General features: G+C 55.2%; 15 protein-coding genes. 4 read left to right on the top strand and 11 right to left on the bottom strand.

Translation table 11 applies throughout. The annotated features are described in order from the left end of the window. The first annotated feature begins 121 nt into the window (after positions 1-121). From FWJ25_RS11235 to FWJ25_RS11220, 4 genes are read left to right on the top strand one after another with little or no spacing between them, the layout of a single operon-like run. Positions 122-2,269 (top strand): TonB-dependent receptor plug domain-containing protein, encoded by a 2,148-nt coding sequence (locus tag FWJ25_RS11235; protein WP_149600367.1) that lies wholly within the window; start codon positions 122-124, stop codon positions 2,267-2,269. Further along, positions 2,226-4,367, top strand: a complete 2,142-nt coding sequence (locus tag FWJ25_RS11230; protein ID WP_149600366.1) for a TonB-dependent receptor plug domain-containing protein — start codon at positions 2,226-2,228, stop codon at positions 4,365-4,367. The genes FWJ25_RS11235 and FWJ25_RS11230 overlap by 44 nt, the downstream gene beginning before the upstream one ends. Before the next feature lie 41 nt (positions 4,368-4,408). Continuing rightward, positions 4,409-5,377, top strand: a complete 969-nt coding sequence (locus FWJ25_RS11225) for an ABC transporter substrate-binding protein (RefSeq protein WP_246166771.1) — start codon at positions 4,409-4,411, stop codon at positions 5,375-5,377. After that, the gene (locus FWJ25_RS11220; protein WP_149600365.1) at positions 5,370-7,331 is read left to right on the top strand and encodes an ATP-binding protein; all 1,962 of its coding nucleotides are present in this window, start codon (positions 5,370-5,372) and stop codon (positions 7,329-7,331) included. Before FWJ25_RS11225 ends, FWJ25_RS11220 begins: the two co-directional genes overlap by 8 nt. 71 nt (positions 7,332-7,402) lie before the next feature. Here FWJ25_RS11220 and gorA read toward each other — a convergent pair whose 3' ends face one another. The 11 genes from gorA to gspE form a co-directional block, all read right to left on the bottom strand. Continuing rightward, positions 7,403-8,764, bottom strand: a complete 1,362-nt coding sequence (gene gorA, locus FWJ25_RS11215; RefSeq protein ID WP_149600364.1) for a glutathione-disulfide reductase — start codon at positions 8,762-8,764, stop codon at positions 7,403-7,405. Positions 8,765-8,790: 26 nt separating this feature from the next. Continuing rightward, positions 8,791-9,462 carry a GNAT family N-acetyltransferase gene (locus FWJ25_RS11210; protein ID WP_149600363.1) on the bottom strand — a complete coding sequence of 224 codons (672 nt, stop codon included), beginning with the start codon at positions 9,460-9,462 and terminating at the stop codon, positions 8,791-8,793. Between the two features lie 55 nt (positions 9,463-9,517). After that, a complete protein-coding gene (locus FWJ25_RS11205; protein ID WP_149600362.1) occupies positions 9,518-10,048 on the bottom strand; it encodes a type II secretion system protein M in 531 nt (176 codons plus the stop codon). A gap of 3 nt (positions 10,049-10,051) precedes the next feature. Beyond that, positions 10,052-11,356 carry a type II secretion system protein GspL gene (gene gspL, locus FWJ25_RS11200; protein WP_149600361.1) on the bottom strand — a complete coding sequence of 435 codons (1,305 nt, stop codon included), beginning with the start codon at positions 11,354-11,356 and terminating at the stop codon, positions 10,052-10,054. A 2-nt stretch (positions 11,357-11,358) separates the two neighbouring features. Then, positions 11,359-12,369, bottom strand: coding sequence for a type II secretion system minor pseudopilin GspK (gene gspK, locus FWJ25_RS11195; RefSeq protein ID WP_149600360.1), 1,011 nt, complete (start codon positions 12,367-12,369; stop codon positions 11,359-11,361). Between the two features lie 4 nt (positions 12,370-12,373). After that, positions 12,374-13,144 carry a type II secretion system minor pseudopilin GspJ gene (gspJ, locus tag FWJ25_RS11190; protein WP_149600359.1) on the bottom strand — a complete coding sequence of 257 codons (771 nt, stop codon included), beginning with the start codon at positions 13,142-13,144 and terminating at the stop codon, positions 12,374-12,376. After that, positions 13,144-13,518 carry a type II secretion system minor pseudopilin GspI gene (gene gspI, locus FWJ25_RS11185; protein WP_149600358.1) on the bottom strand — a complete coding sequence of 125 codons (375 nt, stop codon included), beginning with the start codon at positions 13,516-13,518 and terminating at the stop codon, positions 13,144-13,146. Before gspI ends, gspJ begins: the two co-directional genes overlap by 1 nt. Continuing rightward, a complete protein-coding gene (gspH, locus tag FWJ25_RS11180; RefSeq protein ID WP_149600420.1) occupies positions 13,515-14,045 on the bottom strand; it encodes a type II secretion system minor pseudopilin GspH in 531 nt (176 codons plus the stop codon). Before gspH ends, gspI begins: the two co-directional genes overlap by 4 nt. 6 nt (positions 14,046-14,051) lie before the next feature. After that, positions 14,052-14,489 (bottom strand): type II secretion system major pseudopilin GspG, encoded by a 438-nt coding sequence (gene gspG, locus FWJ25_RS11175; RefSeq protein WP_188093617.1) that lies wholly within the window; start codon positions 14,487-14,489, stop codon positions 14,052-14,054. 97 nt (positions 14,490-14,586) lie between these two features. Beyond that, the gene (gspF, locus tag FWJ25_RS11170; RefSeq protein WP_149600357.1) at positions 14,587-15,798 is read right to left on the bottom strand and encodes a type II secretion system inner membrane protein GspF; all 1,212 of its coding nucleotides are present in this window, start codon (positions 15,796-15,798) and stop codon (positions 14,587-14,589) included. A 3-nt stretch (positions 15,799-15,801) separates the two neighbouring features. Continuing rightward, positions 15,802-17,310: a type II secretion system ATPase GspE gene (gene gspE, locus FWJ25_RS11165; RefSeq protein ID WP_149600356.1), complete on the bottom strand. Its 1,509-nt coding sequence runs from the start codon at positions 17,308-17,310 to the stop codon at positions 15,802-15,804. Between the last annotated feature and the right edge of the window lie 130 nt (positions 17,311-17,440).

The following is a 17,440-nucleotide window of genomic DNA, read 5'->3' as shown; positions in this document are numbered from 1 at the left end:
CCCACTACCAGAATGATTACATTTTAGAGAGACAAACGGTCTGTAGTTCCCTACGATAGGTAGGTAGAAAAACACATAACGTTATTCTTCAAATAGCTTGGCAGATTATAAAACGACCCCCATGAGAGTTTCGACCGGAATCACACGTGCATCATCACGCGCTGACTATTTGCGACCGCTCACCATCGCTGTAGCGCTGGCCTCACTGGCACCGACACTTACCTATGGTCAGTCAGAATCCACTGACTTTTCATCCGAACTTCTTTCCCTGGACGGCGAACAGTTCGAGATGCCTGAGGTACTGACCACGACCCGCCTGAGACAGTCGAAACTCCGTGTTCCCGGTACCACCACCATTCTCACCGGCGATATGCTACGAAACCTTGGCGTCATGAATCTGGTTGAGGCGTCCCGACTGGTTCCCGGTATGGTGGTAGGCCACTACGGCAGTACAAATCCGGTTACCAGTTATCATGGCACATCTCAGTACGAACAGCGGCGCCTGCAGGTACAAATCGATGGTCGCACCGCATACCGTATAAGCCTTTCCGATGTTGAGTGGCTGGCCATGCCGGTCGCCATGGAGAACATCGAACGCATTGAAATCAGCCGCGGGCCCAACTCGGCGGCCTACGGCATCAACGCTTTCCTCGGCAGTATCAATATTATCACCCGTTCGCCTCAGGATACCGCTGGCGCAGAAGCCTATGCCGCAGCGGGCTCCAGGGGGCATCTTCGCACCTTCACATCTGTCGGCACTTCAGATGCAGATAAAAGCTGGCGGTTGTCCTATGAGAAGCGCAAGTCCAACGGTTTCGATTCCCAGATCGATGGCGGCGAGGAAATTCCCTTCCATGACGGCCATGATGTCAACAACTTCAACTTTGACAGTATTTTCCGGGTAGATAACCGGCATTCTTTTGATATCCGGGCGGGTGTCCTGGACGGCGTCAATGAAGAAGACCGCGAAAAGTCGGGGAAGTTTGGAGCAACCACAGACCCGGATATTTTTATGCGGGATTATTACCTCCAGGTTCGCTTTGACGGATCCACTTCGGACTCCCACTTTTATTATCTGCAAGCGAGCTACCAGAAACAGAAACGGCGCCAGAGTTGGACGGCAGAAATCTCAGCTGAAGACATCAATGCCCTGCTGCCAGCCGGTAACACGCCCTTCCCAACGGACCAGGGCCCATTCATTGCCGATTTCAACGAAGATGCCGAGGAAGCACGGCAGGAATTCGAACTCCAGGACACCCTCATCTTCAACGAGAACCTGAAACTGGTGTCTGGCCTTGGTTACCGCAAGGATACTTATGTCTCCGAGACCTTTTTTAATGGTCGCGGCGACAATTACCAGTCACGGCTGTTCGCCAATGTTGAATATAGCCCTCTGCGCTGGGTAACGTTCAACCTCGGCGGCAACTGGGAACGCACCACCACCACTCGGGAAACCTACTTCTCACCGAGGGCCGCGACCAACTTTATTTTCAATGACAACCACGCACTGCGATTCGTATTTTCAAGGGCCGTAAGAACCCCTGATGCGTTTGAGCAGGATCCGGACTGGTCATACCTGCCATCCAATGTACAGGCACCATTTGAAGCACTCGAAGGCTATCGCTTCGTCATCGGCGATCTGCTGGATCCGACCACGTCGACTTACGGACAGAATCTGGAAGAGGAATGGATCACCTCTCGTGAAATCAGCTACTTCGGCCAATTTCATATGGACAGGGCGCTGTTGTCGGTGGAGGTGCGCTATTTCAACGATTACATGCATGACATGATCAGTGGCGTTCTCAATGAAGAAGAGTGGTACATTGATAACAACGTGAATCTGGAGCAGGAAGGCGTAGAACTCGAAACCTCCCTTGAGTTCTCCGGAACCCAGTTCCGTGTCAGCTATGGTTATCTTGAACAGGATGCCTGGTACATCGGCGACCCGTCGCTGCCCGCCCGCGAGCAAAGTAGAGCCGTGGATCTTCTGGGCCGCCTTTCTGCCCGCAATTCAGGCAGCGTTGCCTGGATTCAGGACTGGCCGCTTGAGTTGACCTCTTCTGCTGCCTACTACTGGACCAACGAAGTGCGAGACACGCGCTTTGAAAGGGCGGATTTCCGATTGGCACGTCGGGTAGATATGTCCGATTATAGCTATGTACTGGCATTGACCATCCAGCACTACCTTAACCCCAAACCTTGGATGAGCCCGGATAACCGCATTGATGATCAGAATCAGATGTTTGTTGAGGCTGGTGTCCGTTTCTGACCTGATCCGCTTCCCTATTTCGGCGGCGCTGGTGTTTTCGATACCGGTGTCGTCCTATGGGCAATCGGATTATCCGGATGTTTCCACTGAAACATTCAGTATGGACGGCGAACAGTTTGAAATGCCGGAAGTGTTGACCACAACGCGCCTTCGCCAGTCCAAACTGAAAGTGCCCGGCACAACGACGATTCTCACCGGCGATATGCTCAGAAGCCTGGGAGTAATGAACCTGGTTGAGGCCTTCAGGCTCGTTCCAGGGATGGTAGTAGGCCACTATGGAAGCACCAACCCGGTGGCCAGCTATCACGGCACGTCTCAATACGAACAACGGCGCCTGCAGGTACAGATTGATGGGCGCACCGCCTACCGTATCAGCCTTGCCGATGTCGACTGGATTGCTATGCCCGTTGCGCTGGATAACATAGAGCGCATCGAAATCAGCCGAGGGCCCAACTCCGCAGCCTACGGTATCAATGCCTTTCTTGGCACGATCAACATCATCACCCTCTCGCCACAGGACACTGCCGGGGTTGAAGCCTATACATCTGCCGGGGCGCTGGGGCATCTGCGGGCATTTACGTCTGTCGGTGATACGTCAGCAGACGGCAGTTGGCGGCTGTCCTATGAAAAACGTAAATCGAACGGGTTTGATGCCCAGGACAACGGCGCCCGCCCCTCCCATGACGGCGACGACGTCAACAATTTCAATTTCGACAGCACCCTGCAACTCGATGGCCGACATTCGCTGGACATACGAGCGGGCGTGCTCGAAGGCGTTAACGAAGAGGATGCGTCATCCTGGACCGATCCGGATGCGTCCACCGCCCCGGATATTCTGATCAATGATTACTACCTGCAGCTCCGCTTTGATGGCGCCACATCGGAACGGCACTTCTATCACCTGCAGGCGAGCTATCAGAACCAGGAACGCCGTCAGCACTGGACTGTCACAGCGCCACCGGAATTCGTCAACGCCCTGCTACCGGACAGTTTCCCGGCCTTCCCTACGGATCAGGGGCCGTTTATTGCGGACCTTAACAGGAATTCCGAGGAATCCCGGCAGGAATTCGAATTGCAGGATACGCTCATCTTCAGCGAAGATCTGAAGCTCGTTTCGGGACTCGGCTACCTGAAAAATGCCTATCGCTCAGAGACTCTGTTCAACGGGAGTGGCTCAAACTATCAATCGCGACTGTTCGCCAATCTGGAGTATTCACCACAGCCATGGGTAACCTTTAACCTGGGCGGGAACCTTGAAAAGACGACCACCACGTCTGATACCTATTTTTCCCCCCGGGCCGCAACCAACTTCATTCTTAATGAAAACCATGCCCTGCGCTTCGTTTTCTCCCGGGCAGTGCGGACACCCGATGCGTTCGAGCAGGATCCGGACTGGGCCTATCGCCCCTACAACGTTCAACCCCCTTTCGAAGCATTGGAAAACGTTCCGATCTACGTTGAAGATATCATCGACCAGGACACGTCCACCTACGGCGAACACCTCGACGAAGAGTGGATCACCTCACGTGAGATCAGCTATTTCGGGCAGTACCCCATCCACAACGCCTTGCTGTCGGTAGAAGTTCGTTACTTCAATGATCAGTTGCGTGACATGATCAGCGGGGTGATCAACGCTCAGGAATGGTACATCGCAAATAACGTTGCGCTTGACCAGGAGGGGGTAGAAATAGAGGCATCTCTCGACTTCTCCGGAACGGTACTTCGGACTACCTGGGGTTACCTTGAGCAGGATGGCCGATATACCGGAGATCCTGACGCCCTCCCGGCTGACAAGCAGCAACGGGCGGTTGATCTGTTGGGTCGTTTGTCTGCCAGGAACTCCGGAAGTGTTGCCTGGATCCAGGACTGGCCGTTTGATTTAACCTCCTCAGTTGCCTATTACTGGACCAATGAAATCAGGGATACCCGCTTCGAAAGAGCGGATTTCCGGCTCGCGCGCCGGGTCGACCTGAGCAATATCAGTTACGAAATCGCTCTGACAGTTCAACATTACCTGAATCACGATCCCTGGATGTCCGACGATAACTATATCGAAGACCCGAACCTGGCCTATATTGAAGCAGGCCTCCGTTTTTAATTGTTTTAAGCCAGACATGGATAGCACGAGCCGCCGGCACTATGCATAAAAGGATTAGCATTCCAGAGACAGCGTCTTGCAGACTGAGGTCCGCGCTACGGATCCTCCTTACCGTCTGTACCATTCTGTTCGCGAGCAATACCATCGCCAGCGATGGCTCGGTGCGAACCGTTTATATTGCAGGTTCCGGCAATACCGGCCTGGACCAACATCTGACGCAACTGCTCAAGGCCCAATTCGATGAACACATCGTTCTGTTGCCCGTCAGTGATGACAGACTGCCAGCCATTCAGGATGCTCCCGTCATAGCCATCGGCCCTTCCGCATTCACCCGCGTCTGGCAGGCAAACAGAAAGATTCCAATTCTCGCCATGCTGGTGGAAAAGGACCTGGTTCAGAGCTATGCGGAACGCTCTCCTGGCCAGATCAGCGCGGTACTTTACGATGTCCCCCTGCTGCGACAGGCACTGACCGGAAAGAGTATTCTGCCGCAGGCGACCAAGATCGCCCTGATGGCGACGTCTTCCAGCGCAAAGCTCTATGACCCACTTATTGAGCAGCTACCAGATTACGGGCTGGAAGCGCGCCTGTTTCTGGTAGACGGCAACGACGATCTGATCCCCACCCTGGTCCGAGCCCTGGGGTACGGTGACTTTCTGCTGGCCGCATCCGATGATCTGATTTACAACCCGAGGACCATCAAGCACATTCTCCTCACCTCGTACCGCCGTAACCGAATCGTCATTGGTCCGAGCCAGGCTTACGTCAAAGCCGGTTCCCTGGCATCCAGTTACGCCCCTTTTCCGGTTATGGCAAACCTTGCTGCCCGCTTTATCAACACCTATTTCAGCGATGGGAAACTGCCCGCTCCGTCCTATCCTGAGAGCTATAAAGTTGAAGTGAACAAACAGGTTGCCAGATCACTGAATATCCCACTACCCGACAGAGATGAAATCGCGGAAACCGTCAATGTCCGGCTTGGTGATCATGGAGGGGCTGAACATGAGTAAGTCCAGGCTGGTGAAACACCAGGCCCCTCTTACCCGAAAACTACTCTTGCTGGGCGCGTTGCCAGCCGTTGTCATGTTCATCGTGCTGATGGTGTTTTTTACCACCGCACGACTGGAGGACGCCCGCAGGGATCTTTCCCAAAGCAGCCAGATGATGGCAGACAGCCTCGCCCCTGCCCTGGAATATGGCGTGGTGTCCGGCAACTCCATCGCACTCAATCAGGTACTGACCCAATCCTTGCGCCATAGCCGTGCTGAATGGATTCGGGTTTACGATGTACTGGGCGAGGAGCTGGGGTTCGTCAGCAATACTGACACAACACCGGCCGCCAACACCGAGCGTTACACAATCTACGAGGCGGAGATCCTCCAGCAGCCGCTGGAACTGGGTTCAGGTGGCGATGCCGAGTGGTTTGAACCGGACTACGGATTTGGCACTGGCGCTCTGCGGGTGGGTACCGTACAGGTTGGCGTGAATGTCGATCTGCTGGAAAGCCGTCGGGAAGACATCCTCTGGACGTCACTTGCCGTCGGTATTTCTCTGCTACTGTTCACCATGATTCTGATTAACCACTATCTCAATACCATTCTTTCTCCGATCCGGTTACTTTCCGACCGTATCAGCCGGCTTATCGACAGGGATTTCACGGAACAACCGGTGCACGACCATGGCAGCTCCCAGGAAGTGGTTGCTATCGAATACCAGCTTAATCAGCTTGCAGCTCATCTGGAGGAGCTCAGAACGTCCAGAGCCCACACCCTGAAAGCGTCCGAAGCGGCAAGGGAGAAAGCTGAAAAGGCCAACCAGGCGAAGTCGGAATTCCTGGCAACCATGAGTCACGAACTGCGCACCCCGCTGAACGGGATGCTGGGAATGATTGATCTCGTGCAGGAAGATCCGCTGACCACCAAGCAGTTGGATTACCTGGCAACGGCACGGCACTCCACCGAGGATCTCCTGACGGTCATCAACGACATCCTGGATTATTCACGGATGGACAGCGGCACTCTGGAGATTAACAGTCAGGAATTCGATCTGCGTCGCCTGATTACAAACTGCACGGCCACCTACCGGCAACTGGCCGAACAACAGGGATTAAACCTGAGTTTGAGCCTGTTCGGGAACTGGCCTGAAAACCCGGTAGTGGTTGGCGACGCGCCGAGGCTGAGGCAAATCATTGCCGGGCTGTTGGACAACGCCATCAAGTTCACCAACGACGGGTTCATCAATATTCAGGCCGGCTACCTTCCGCTCGAAGATAACTGCATCGTTCTGAATTGCTCCATCAGCGATTCCGGTTCCGGCATTCCGCTCGATCGGCTTCCGGACATCTTTAACTCGTTCCAGCAGCTCAACAGCGGCGATCAGCGTACTCATGGCGGCACCGGCCTGGGGCTGTCTCTGGTACAACGCCTGATCGAGCTTATGGGGGGCCATATCCAGGTGGAAACAGACCTGGGCAAAGGCTCGTCGTTCCGTTTTGAATTGCCATTTGATCTCGCGGCAGAGCAACCCCTGCACCCGAAATCAGAGCCCGCTAAGCTGGAACGAACCGAACCGGCTACCGGCAGAGCACTCGTTGTTGAAGACAACCTCGTCAACCAGCGGGTCGCCATTGCGATGCTGACCCGATTCGGGTTTGAAACCTCTGCAGCCAACAATGGGCGGGAAGCCCTGGAGATGATTCAATCAGGGCATTCCGGCTTTGACGTGATTTTGATGGACTGCCAGATGCCTGTGATGGACGGCTATGAAACCACGCGGCACATTCGCGACTGGGAGCGCAATATCGGATATGGCGAAACCCCCATCATCGCGCTAACCGCGGACGCACTGCCCGGCACGGAAATACAATGCAGGGACTCCGGGATGAACGACTACCTGGCAAAGCCTGTCAGGCAGGAAAACCTCAGGGAAGTACTGGGTCGCTGGATACAACTTGAGAAGCCATAAAGCCCGATAACAAAAACGCCCCGACAGGCTTTTCCTGACGGGGCGTTTTTGTATTTAGCCGGGACCAGAATTCAGGCGACTGGCTCACGCATAGTAACGAACTCTTCTGCAGACGTCGGGTGAATACCGATGGTTGCATCAAACTGTGCCTTGGTCGCGCCCGCCTTGATCGCCACCGCAAGCCCCTGAGTGATCTCTCCGGCATCTGCGCCCACCATGTGAGCTCCGAGGACCTTATCGGTTTCATCATCCACCACAAGCTTCATCAGACAGCGCTCGTCCCGCCCGCTCAGCGTGTGCTTCATGGGTCGGAATTCGGAGCGATAGATTCTGAGCGTATGGCCCTGCGCTCTGGCTTCGTCTTCGGTAAGGCCGACGGTACCAATGTTGGGTTGGCAAAAAACCGCGGTTGGAATAGCGGAGTAATCCATATCACCCTGCCCGTCGCCAAATAGCCTGCGGGACAGCACCATGGCCTGGGCAATGGCCACTGGCGTAAGCTGCGGTGTGCCGATCACATCACCAAGCGCGGTTATGGACGGTACAGCGGTCTGGAAGTGATCATCAACCACCACGTGTCCGCTGGCATTCAATGTGACACCGAGTTCCGTCAGGCCGAGCCCGTCCACCAGTGCCTTGCGGCCAGTAGCCGCCATCACCAGCCCGGTTTCAAGGATTTCGCCATTGGTCAGACGGACCTTGTAATGGGAATTTTCCGCCTCCACAGCCTCAATATTGACGCCGAACTGCAAGTCGATGCCCTTTTTACGCATCTCTTGCTCGGTAAAGCGGCGAATATCTTCATCGAATCCCCGTAGGAAGAGGTCGCCACGATAAAGTAGCGTGGTCTCTACTCCGAGTCCGTTCAGAATACCGGCAAACTCAACAGCAATATAACCGCCGCCCCAGACGACCGCGTGCTTCGGCAACTGAGGGAGATAGAACATTTCATTGGAGGTAAGCACGGATTCCTTGCCGGGAATGTCTGGTACAACCGGCCAGCTACCGGTCGCAATCGTAATATGGCCAGCAGTGTATTGCTTATCGCCAACTACCACGGTATTGGCATCCGCCAGCGAAGCCGTACCTTCGATCACCGTTACACCGGCATTCTCCAGAAGGCGTCCGTAAATGCCGTTCAGCCGCTCAATTTCAGCGTTTTTGTTGGCAACCAGGGTTGGCCATTCAAAGCGGGCTTCATCCAGCGGTAGCTTCCAGCCGTAGCCAGCTGCATCCTCAAGATCTTCATGAACGTGAGAGCCATACACAAACAGCTTTTTCGGCACACACCCAACGTTGACACACGTGCCCCCCAGGTACCGGGATTCCACAACAGCCACTTTTGCCCCCCGCTGGGCAGACATCCGGGCCAGACGAACACCACCAGAACCGGCACCAATTACGATCAAATCAAAATCATGGGTATCAGACACAGTGTCTCCTGTTGTTCAGCCAAACATCATCCGCGGCCTTCCGCCGCTGCCGCTCCTTCGGCGTGTACTTCCCTGAACAAAACGTGATCTTCAAAGTCACCCAGGCGGATCTTGCCAAGGCTTCGGAAACCTTCAGATTCATAAAATGGAAGATAACGGCTATTGCCGGTGTCCAGCACCAGACCGCTGCCGCGGGGGTTTTCGGAACAGAGCCTTTCCACGGCTTTCAGCAACACCCGGCCATACCCCTTGTTCTGGTATTTGGGATTAACCCCCATCAGGGGCAACTGATGAGCCAGGGGCTGGGGCAGCATGGATTGAATCGCGTGATGGTAATCAAGATACCGCCGGGTTGACGCAAAACCAGCGGTCAGCACCATGCGGATGCGCCAGCCAAGCTGCTCAGTGAGATTCATCCGGAGCTCCGGGTCACCGATAAACGCGACTGCTACGAGGGTATCATCCACCATAACGCCAATCGCATCCTGATCCAGTTCCATATAAAGCTCGATCAGCTCCCGAATCGTCGCCCGAACCCGGGTTTCGTACCCTGGCTTCCGGTGATCAAACAGGTACTGAAAGGTAGGCTCGTCCTTATAAGCACTAAAGAGAATGGACCGCGCCTCGTTCTCTGCCTCCGCATCCAGACGCACAATGACAGGCTCAATGTTGTTCTTGTTTTCATTGCCGTTGCTCATCAGCACTCTCCCGCATCGGGCCGGAGCCCATCGCTCCGGCATCCGGTTTTCAGAGTCAGATCGCCAGAGTCAAACGGGCCGAAATCAACCCGGGTTCCCGGGATCGGTCCATGGCGGCCTGATCAATGATCACACCATGTTCGGTTTTCAGCGTTTCCAGCCAGGCGGCCACATCCGCAAATGGCGCATCCTCAATCCAGACCCGGACTGCGTCGTCTCCGCTTGGTTCAAAGCGCTGCAGAGACAGCCCCCCATCTCTGGCAGATCGGGTGACCAGCGCCATCAGCGCTCTGCCGTCTGCAGGCGTATTAGCTGCTGAGGCATCCGAGCCGGAACCCGAAGAACCAAGGCGTTTGATTGTGGCCTCATTGGCTTGCATCCAGGCAAGCAGTTCAGTGGCGTTTTCCCGCTCCGATGCGGCCGTTTCGCTAAACACCATTGCCGGGCGCCATATTGCAAAATAGAGGATGCCGAGGAATACGGCCAGTGCAAGAACCATCAATGCCTGCTGGTCCCTGCGCGGCAGCTGATCATATTGCGCAATCAGTTTACCGACCGCGGGTTGGTCTTTGATCTTGTCAAACATACGTTATCCCCCAGAAACCGTCAGGCGACCGCGGGCACCATCAGCTTCATTCACCACAGATCCGATCTGTGCTTCCAGCCCACTGTTAGCCAATCCGTTGCGCAACGTACTCAGCCGCTCATAGCTGTCGGCCCGCACATCCACCACCAGCTCAGCCCTGTTACGGCTGTAATTGACGGAATTGAAATCAACGGACGCATTGGACGGCAGTTTTGAATACTGCTCGCCGGTAAACTTCATCAGTGTAATGAAATCCAGCTCAGGCCCCTCAGCACCCGCAACACGCAGCTGCCCCTGAATGACCCGGCGAACATTACCCGCAGTGGTTCGGCGGTCCTGCGGAAAAGCATTGCGATAGATCACCATAGCCTGTTGCTCAAGCTCACGGGCCTGCTTCTGGTGATAGAACCCCATCCCGACCTCAAGGGCTACCTGAAGCACAAACCATACGGCCGCAACTGCAATAAGTGGCTTCCATGGCTTCAGCGGGTTGGCCCTGTCGGCTCCAACCGCAAAACGGCCCTGGCACAGGTTGATCGGCTGACAAAGGTGATGATGGTGTGCATGGGCAAGCAGCTCCAGCGGCATCAGTTCCAGCGTTTCCGTCTTCACCGATAACCGACCGGTTGAACTCAGGCCAGACACGGCCGTCTGCTGAAACTCCAGATCGGATTCCGTGGCGTAAATCATCATCGGAACTTCCGCAACCACTTCTTCGGTCGGTGGAACGGCAAGGGTCTGCGCAAACATCTCCAGGTTTGCCGACTGCATACTGAGCCATTCACCACGGTCACTTGCCATCAAGACCTGTTCACCGGAAAGGCATATCGTCCAGCCACCTTCGGTCACCGGCAGCAAGGCGGCATCGGGGTAGATGGCGTCAAGGCGGATATGATCCCAGCCGCTGAATAGCGCAACCCACTGGGCCATACGCTCCTGATCGATGACGGCTACACCGTATCCGTCACTGCCATGGCGCCCCAATGCCAAATGAACGGAATCAATATCCTGAGCAATCTGCTCCTCAACCGCATAAGGCAAAGCCTGCTGAATGAACCGGGACTGTTTGGCAGGAATATCGGCGGTACAGAACAGGGCTTCATCGCCCGGAATCAAACCTGCAAGCAGGACATTCTCCAGTGCATTCTGCCCTAGCGTCTGCTCGATAACATCCCGAGGGTCGGCAGCCCCCTGAGCCTGGGTATGACCACTGGCATCCTGCAGTACCCAGTTGAACAACTGGGCTTCAGGATTCTGATCCAGGTCCGCCAGCGGCAGCGTTGGTCGCACATAAAGGCGATATGACATGGTTATCCTTCTGAAATGGTAAAAGGCTCTTTGGTTATTCTGTTCTTTTGCCCGGTATCCCTGCGAACCGTCCGGACTTCACCTTCCTGATTACGGAAAACGGTACTGACCATATTAACGACACGGTCATCGTAGGTAATCCGTGACACAACTTCAAAAAACCGGGTCTGAAGCGTCAAACCGGTCGATTTAAGGCCAAGGCCGGCAAACTCCGACCGGGCAAGAAAGTCCTGCAGGTTCTCAAACCGTTCTTCAAGCCTTGCTTCCAGAATAGACTCGGCCTGGGCGTCCGTCAGTTCCTCATGGAGACTTCTAAGGACCGGGGCTGGTGCAGTGTTCACGTTGATCCCCAGGCCGGTCACCGGAAGCGCCGTTACGTTCGGCTTGAGCGCCTGATAGATTTCTTCTGTCATACCCTCGATCAGGCGTAACTCAGAAACGCTGACAAACGGCTGGTTGCCCGCCCGATACCCGGGTTCGGCAACGAGATACTGGCCGTCTTCAGCACCATAGGCGCTGGTTGTCTGGTCATTGGAGTCAATCCAGTCGATCAAGGCATCAACGCGAATATCCGTTATACCAAGAACGGAAAGCAGCCGGGCGAACCGTTCCCGCACCACCGTATTCACTTCCCCGTTGGTACCAACCAGGTCATTCAGATTGATCCTGCCGCCCAGATCATCAATCTGAACCTGCACAACGCCATTGTCATCCAGTGGCAGAACGGCTGAATTTTTGGCCCAGAACTCGTCCAGGCTATCCACCATCAGGTTGTCTTCCTTGTCCTGATCAAAATCCCGGACCAGGATCTGTTTGGCAAACGATTCCGCCCCAAGGGCAATCGTCATCCCCTGCTGTTGTGCCAGGGCGTGACCCGCCTTGAAAACTCTCAGGCTCTGATGCTGCGTCATCCCAGCGGCCAGCATCACAACCAGCGCCATGGCTAACAGCACCATAATAAGAGCCACACCGTTCTGGCGGTTACCGGATGACAGTGGTGTCAGGCGTATCATTGCGCTAGGACCCCTGCTCCTGATTGGCCGCATTGTCTTCGCCCGCAGACTCGTCTTCATTCTCTTCCGCGTCGTCACCCTCTTCGGCTGATGCGTTGAAGTCATTGACCAGTCCCTGTGCTTCATCTACGTCGAAGTCGGGCAATACGAAGGTCCGTACAATCGTTCCAAAGACCTCATGCTCCAGAGTCAACTCCAGCCCGAGCGGCAGCGCAACAAGAGGCAGGCTGCCCTGCGTCAGGTTGGCCATCGTCTCATCGGTAGGCCATTGTTCCTGCCAGTTTGCGTTGTCATCCAGAAACCGGATTTCGAGATCCGTTACGCCTTCCAGCAACAACAGATCAACACTGTTATCCTCCTGCCCCTGATCCACATTCGGCCAATACCGGCGATGTAATTCATTGCCAGTATACTCCCAGGCAACCCGTTGCAGCTCACTGCGCCGGGTTCCCAACGGGTTTCGCCAACCCTGACGCGTCAGCATCAGAGAAAACCCTTCTTCCCGGGTCGTCAGCGCTGGCTGGTAGTCACCGTACACATCCCGTGCCGGTCGGTTTACCACCTGGGTGATGTCCCGCTCCAGTAACAACATGGCACGCTGAAGCCCATCAAACTGATCTGCTGCCACATCCACCCGGTCCCGGGATCGAACAACTCCGTTGATGACCTGCCATACCCCCAGGCCGATCACCGCCGTAATGGTAACGGCGATCAACACTTCCATCAGGGTAAAGCCATTCTGGCGAGCGATTTGGCGGAAGGCGAGACCGTGCATCAATTCTCCCCCACAAACGCCGACAGGGTATGCACGGGAGCCGGCTCAGAGCTGTTGCTGGTGTAGCGGGCTACGGTTACTTCGATACGGCGCATGGTCGGGTCTTCGGTGGCAAGCACACGGGTGGTGACTTGCCAGCGGTACGGGCCGTATTCCGTGTCGCGGGTGTTTTCCGAGATGCCCGGCAGTTCCTTTTCGAGGCGAAGTTCATTGATGCGGTTATCCGCCATCCAGGCTGCCAGCGTTTTATCCCGGACGCGTTCGTAGCTGCCAATGTACTGACTACCTACTTGCGCCGCGGCACTGGCAATCAGACCGAATACCAGTAATGCAACAAGCACCTCGATGAGCGTAAACCCGTTGTGCTTTCTCACAGGTCGTCCTCGTCATCCCCGGGCTGTCGCCATTCCAGTGGCGAAACCCCGTCGGAGGCGATCACGTGCATATAGTCGCTACCGGTACCCAGGGTAAATTCGAGTTCGAAAGGCGTTGTCTCGCCACTGGAGAAAAACACCACATCGGGGAGAAGTTCGTCTTCTGATGAGGCCAGTCTCGGCGCATCGCTCTCGATAAACTGGGTAACAACCATCCATTCAGGAAAGCTGCGAGCCTGGAAGATACGCTCTCCAGAACCCTTCCAATCGCCGGTCTGATCCTGGAAGGCCACAAACCGGTAGCCGGTTTCGGTGAGCTTCAGCCCCATCTCGAGGTTATTCATCACCGCCTGTTCCGATGCGGTCTGCATCAACAGGTACAGCTCCCGGATTTGATTCTCCATTTCGCGCTGCTGGGAGCTGCCGCCCATGCTGAAAACAGCCAGGGCAGCCAGCAAACCTACAATGATCAGGACAACCAGAATCTCAATGAGGGTAAAACCCTCCTGCCGGGTCCTGACTCGCACGCTCAATCAGCCCTTCTTGTTCCAGACACTGATATCAGCCGCATCACCGTCGCCACCTTCCTGACCGTCGGAGCCGTATGAGTAGAGGTCATAAGGGCCTTCAACACCGGGGCTCACGTATTGGTATACGGAACCCCAGGGATCTTCAGGAACGCTCTTAAGGTAACCATCCGGATTCCAGTTTTTCGGCTCCGGAGAACCACTGGGCTTGGAAACCAGCGCCTCCAGGCCTTGCTGAGTGGATGGGTAATGGCTGTTATCCAGACGGTAAAGGTCCAGGGCATTGGCAATGTTGCTAAGCTGGGTTTCCGCCACGGTCACCTTGGCCTGGTCACTCCGGCCCATGATATTCGGCGCAACGATCGCCACCAGAAGCCCGAGAATGACCATGACCACCATGATTTCGATCAAGGTGAAACCCTGGTTGGCAACGCGTTTGTTCATCATTGGTGTTGTCATCTTTTCACTCGTCATTGGCAGAAATTCCTTTCAAATGGTTCTTGAATCCATGGTTGTTCCGTAACGTGGTTGTCCCGGGAGATTAACCCACCAGGTTACTCATATTCAGAATCGGCAGCATAATAGCCAGAACGATAATGAGTACCACCACCCCCATGAACAACAACATCATAGGCTCGAACAAACCTACAATGGCTGCAATCTTGGACTGCAGAGTATTTTCCTGCATTCTTGCGGTCCGCTCCAGCATGCTGTCCAGTTCACCACTGGCCTCGCCGCTGGCGATCATATGCAGCATCATCGGCGGGAAATAGCCCGTCTGGTCCAGTGACCGGTGCAACGAGCCCCCTTCACTGACCTTCTTCGCCGCCTCCCGCAACTCCGTACGCAGAAAATCATTCGACAGCACTTCACCGGCAATTCTCATCGCTTCCACCAGCGGCACACCGCTCGTTGTCAGAATACTCAAAGTGCTGGCGTATCGAGCTGTATTTACCCCTCTCACCATTCCAGAAAATAATGGTAAATGAAGTAGTTGACGATGAAACTTCATGCGGAATCCAGGTTTGGTCAACGCAAACCGGAAACCAACCAGCAAAGCCACCAGCAGAATAAACAGATAGACACCGTAATTGCCCAGAAAATCCGACACCGCCAACATAGCCTGGGTCAGCGCTGGCAATTCCTGCCCCTGCTTGAGGAACACTTCAATGATATCCGGCACTACGTAAGTCAACAGGAAGACCACAATCGCAACGGCAACGACACTCAGGATGATCGGATAAATCGCCGCCAGCTGGATTTTTTGGCGCGCTTCCTGACGGCTTTCCGTGTAATCCGCCAGCCGGTTCAGAACCAGGTCCAGATGGCCCGCGTGTTCACCGGCAGCGACTGTGGAACGGTATAAACGGGGAAAGGCCCGGGGAAACTCGGCAAGGCTGTCTGCCAGGCTATAGCCTTCCATCACCTTTGCCCGTATGGCGATCAACATACTGCGAATACGGGGTTTGGTGGATTGTTGCGACGCCGCAGATAACGCCTGCTCAACGGGAATTCCAGACTGGATCAGGGTTGCGATCTGGCGGGTCACCAGCGCAAGATCGCTGGCGGACAACGAACCGCGGCTGCTGAAAGGCGTTGTCTTATTCTGTTTATCGGCCGCCGGCTCCACAGCCAGCGGCGTCATGCCCTTTTCCCGAAGCTGCTGCCTGACCGCCCTGGGAGCATCCGCCTCCATCACGCCCTGTTTCTGCTTGCCCCGGGAATCCAGTGCCTTGTATTCGTATGCAGGCATGACTTACTGGCTCCGGTGGGTGACGCGAAGGACCTCTTCGACGGTGGTCACGCCCTCCAATATCTTGCGGACACCATCGGCGTGAATACTGGGACCTCTCAACCGCGCTTCCTTCTCCAGCTCAAGTTCACCCGCGCGTTTGTGAATCAGGGCGCTGATCTCTTCATTGATTTCGACAACCTCATAGATACCGATTCGTCCCCGATAGCCAAGTTGATTGCAGTGATCACACCCTTTTGCGCGGTAGATCGATGGCGGATTTTCAGGATCCTGCTGCAGGAATTCGCAATGCTCGGCCGTTGGTGTGTAGGGCTCACGACACTCCTTGCACAATACCCGGACCAGTCGCTGGGCAACGATACCCACCAGACTGGACGAGATCAGGAATGGCTCAATCCCCATATCCATCAATCGGGTAATGGCACCAACCGCCGTATTGGTGTGCAACGTTGAAAGCACCAGGTGGCCAGTCAAACTGGCCTGTACCGCAATCTCTGCCGTTTCCAGGTCCCGGATCTCACCAATCATCACAACGTCCGGATCCTGACGAAGAATGGCCCTGAGCCCGCGGGCAAAGGTCATATCCACCTTGGTGTTGACCTGGGTCTGGCCAATGCCGGCCAGGTTGTATTCAATCGGGTCCTCGACGGTCAGAATATTCCGCGTACGGTCATTGATCTCCTGCAACGAGGCATAGAGCGTGGTGGATTTACCGGAACCGGTGGGACCCGTGACCAAAAGGATACCATACGGGCGGTTGATCAGTTTTCGCAGGGTGGTCAGATCCTGACCCGTCATCCCCAGCGACTCCAGACGGATCGCGCCGGCCTGCTTGTCGAGAAGACGCAGTACCACCCGCTCACCACTGGATGACGGCATGGTCGAAACCCGAATATCCACTTCCCTGCCAGCGACCCGCAAAGCAATGCGGCCATCCTGGGGAATTCGCTTCTCGGCAATGTCGAGCTTTGCCATAACCTTGATACGGGACACCAACAGCGGCGCCAGTGCCCGCTTGGGCTGCACCACTTCCCGCAACACACCATCAACCCTGAAACGCACAACCAGGCGCTTCTCATAGGTTTCGATGTGAACGTCCGAAGCGCTCGTCTTTACCGCCTCGGTAAGAATCGCATTGATCAGACGGATGATCGGCGCATCGTCTTCCTGCTCAAGCAGATCTTCCGTTTCAGGAACCGAATCCGCCAGCGAGGCAAGATCCATGTCATCGCCAATGCCCTCAACCATCTGCATCGCTTCGGCAGAATCGTTCTGATACGCCGCATTGAGGGCACTGTCGAACTGTGAGGGATCAATGGTAGAAAACCGCGCACGACCACCGCTGATCCGGTTCGCTTCCGCCAGCGCTGAGTGAGATGCACCGGGTTTAACCAGAATCACCGGCTCCCCGTCTTCCGAGCGCGTAAGGATGACGCCGTTACGCTTTGCGAACGTGAAAGGAAGACGGCCCAGCGGAGCATCCTGCTGCTGTAGTTCGGTTTCTGTCGTCAAGGTCGTTCTCGTTATGAAATTCTTTTTTGATTCAATTAATTCAGAAAGGCTACCACAGGATATGGGCCCGCTGAATAACTCTATACACTATACTGCCACTATTACGTTTCAGTCTGATAACCTGTGGGCC

The organism is Marinobacter salinexigens (assembly GCF_008370345.1).
Classification (GTDB): Bacteria; Pseudomonadota; Gammaproteobacteria; order Pseudomonadales; family Oleiphilaceae; genus Marinobacter; species Marinobacter salinexigens.
Note: the sequence above shows the minus strand (reverse complement) of the source record. Positions and strands in the feature narration are given on the sequence as shown.

Bases quoted from the DNA above. Each gene is read 5' to 3' on its own strand.
- FWJ25_RS11235 (WP_149600367.1), top strand. From the start codon at position 122: ATGAGAGTTTCGACCGGAATCACACGTGCATCATCACGCGCTGACTAT.
- FWJ25_RS11230 (WP_149600366.1), top strand. From the start codon at position 2,226: ATGATCAGAATCAGATGTTTGTTGAGGCTGGTGTCCGTTTCTGACCTG.
- FWJ25_RS11225 (WP_246166771.1), top strand. From the start codon at position 4,409: ATGCATAAAAGGATTAGCATTCCAGAGACAGCGTCTTGCAGACTGAGG.
- FWJ25_RS11220 (WP_149600365.1), top strand. From the start codon at position 5,370: ATGAGTAAGTCCAGGCTGGTGAAACACCAGGCCCCTCTTACCCGAAAA.
- FWJ25_RS11210 (WP_149600363.1), bottom strand. From the start codon at position 9,462: ATGAGCAACGGCAATGAAAACAAGAACAACATTGAGCCTGTCATTGTG.
- FWJ25_RS11205 (WP_149600362.1), bottom strand. From the start codon at position 10,048: ATGTTTGACAAGATCAAAGACCAACCCGCGGTCGGTAAACTGATTGCG.
- gspL (WP_149600361.1), bottom strand. From the start codon at position 11,356: ATGTCATATCGCCTTTATGTGCGACCAACGCTGCCGCTGGCGGACCTG.
- gspK (WP_149600360.1), bottom strand. From the start codon at position 12,369: ATGATACGCCTGACACCACTGTCATCCGGTAACCGCCAGAACGGTGTG.
- gspJ (WP_149600359.1), bottom strand. From the start codon at position 13,144: ATGCACGGTCTCGCCTTCCGCCAAATCGCTCGCCAGAATGGCTTTACC.
- gspG (WP_188093617.1), bottom strand. From the start codon at position 14,489: ATGAACAAACGCGTTGCCAACCAGGGTTTCACCTTGATCGAAATCATG.
- gspF (WP_149600357.1), bottom strand. From the start codon at position 15,798: ATGCCTGCATACGAATACAAGGCACTGGATTCCCGGGGCAAGCAGAAA.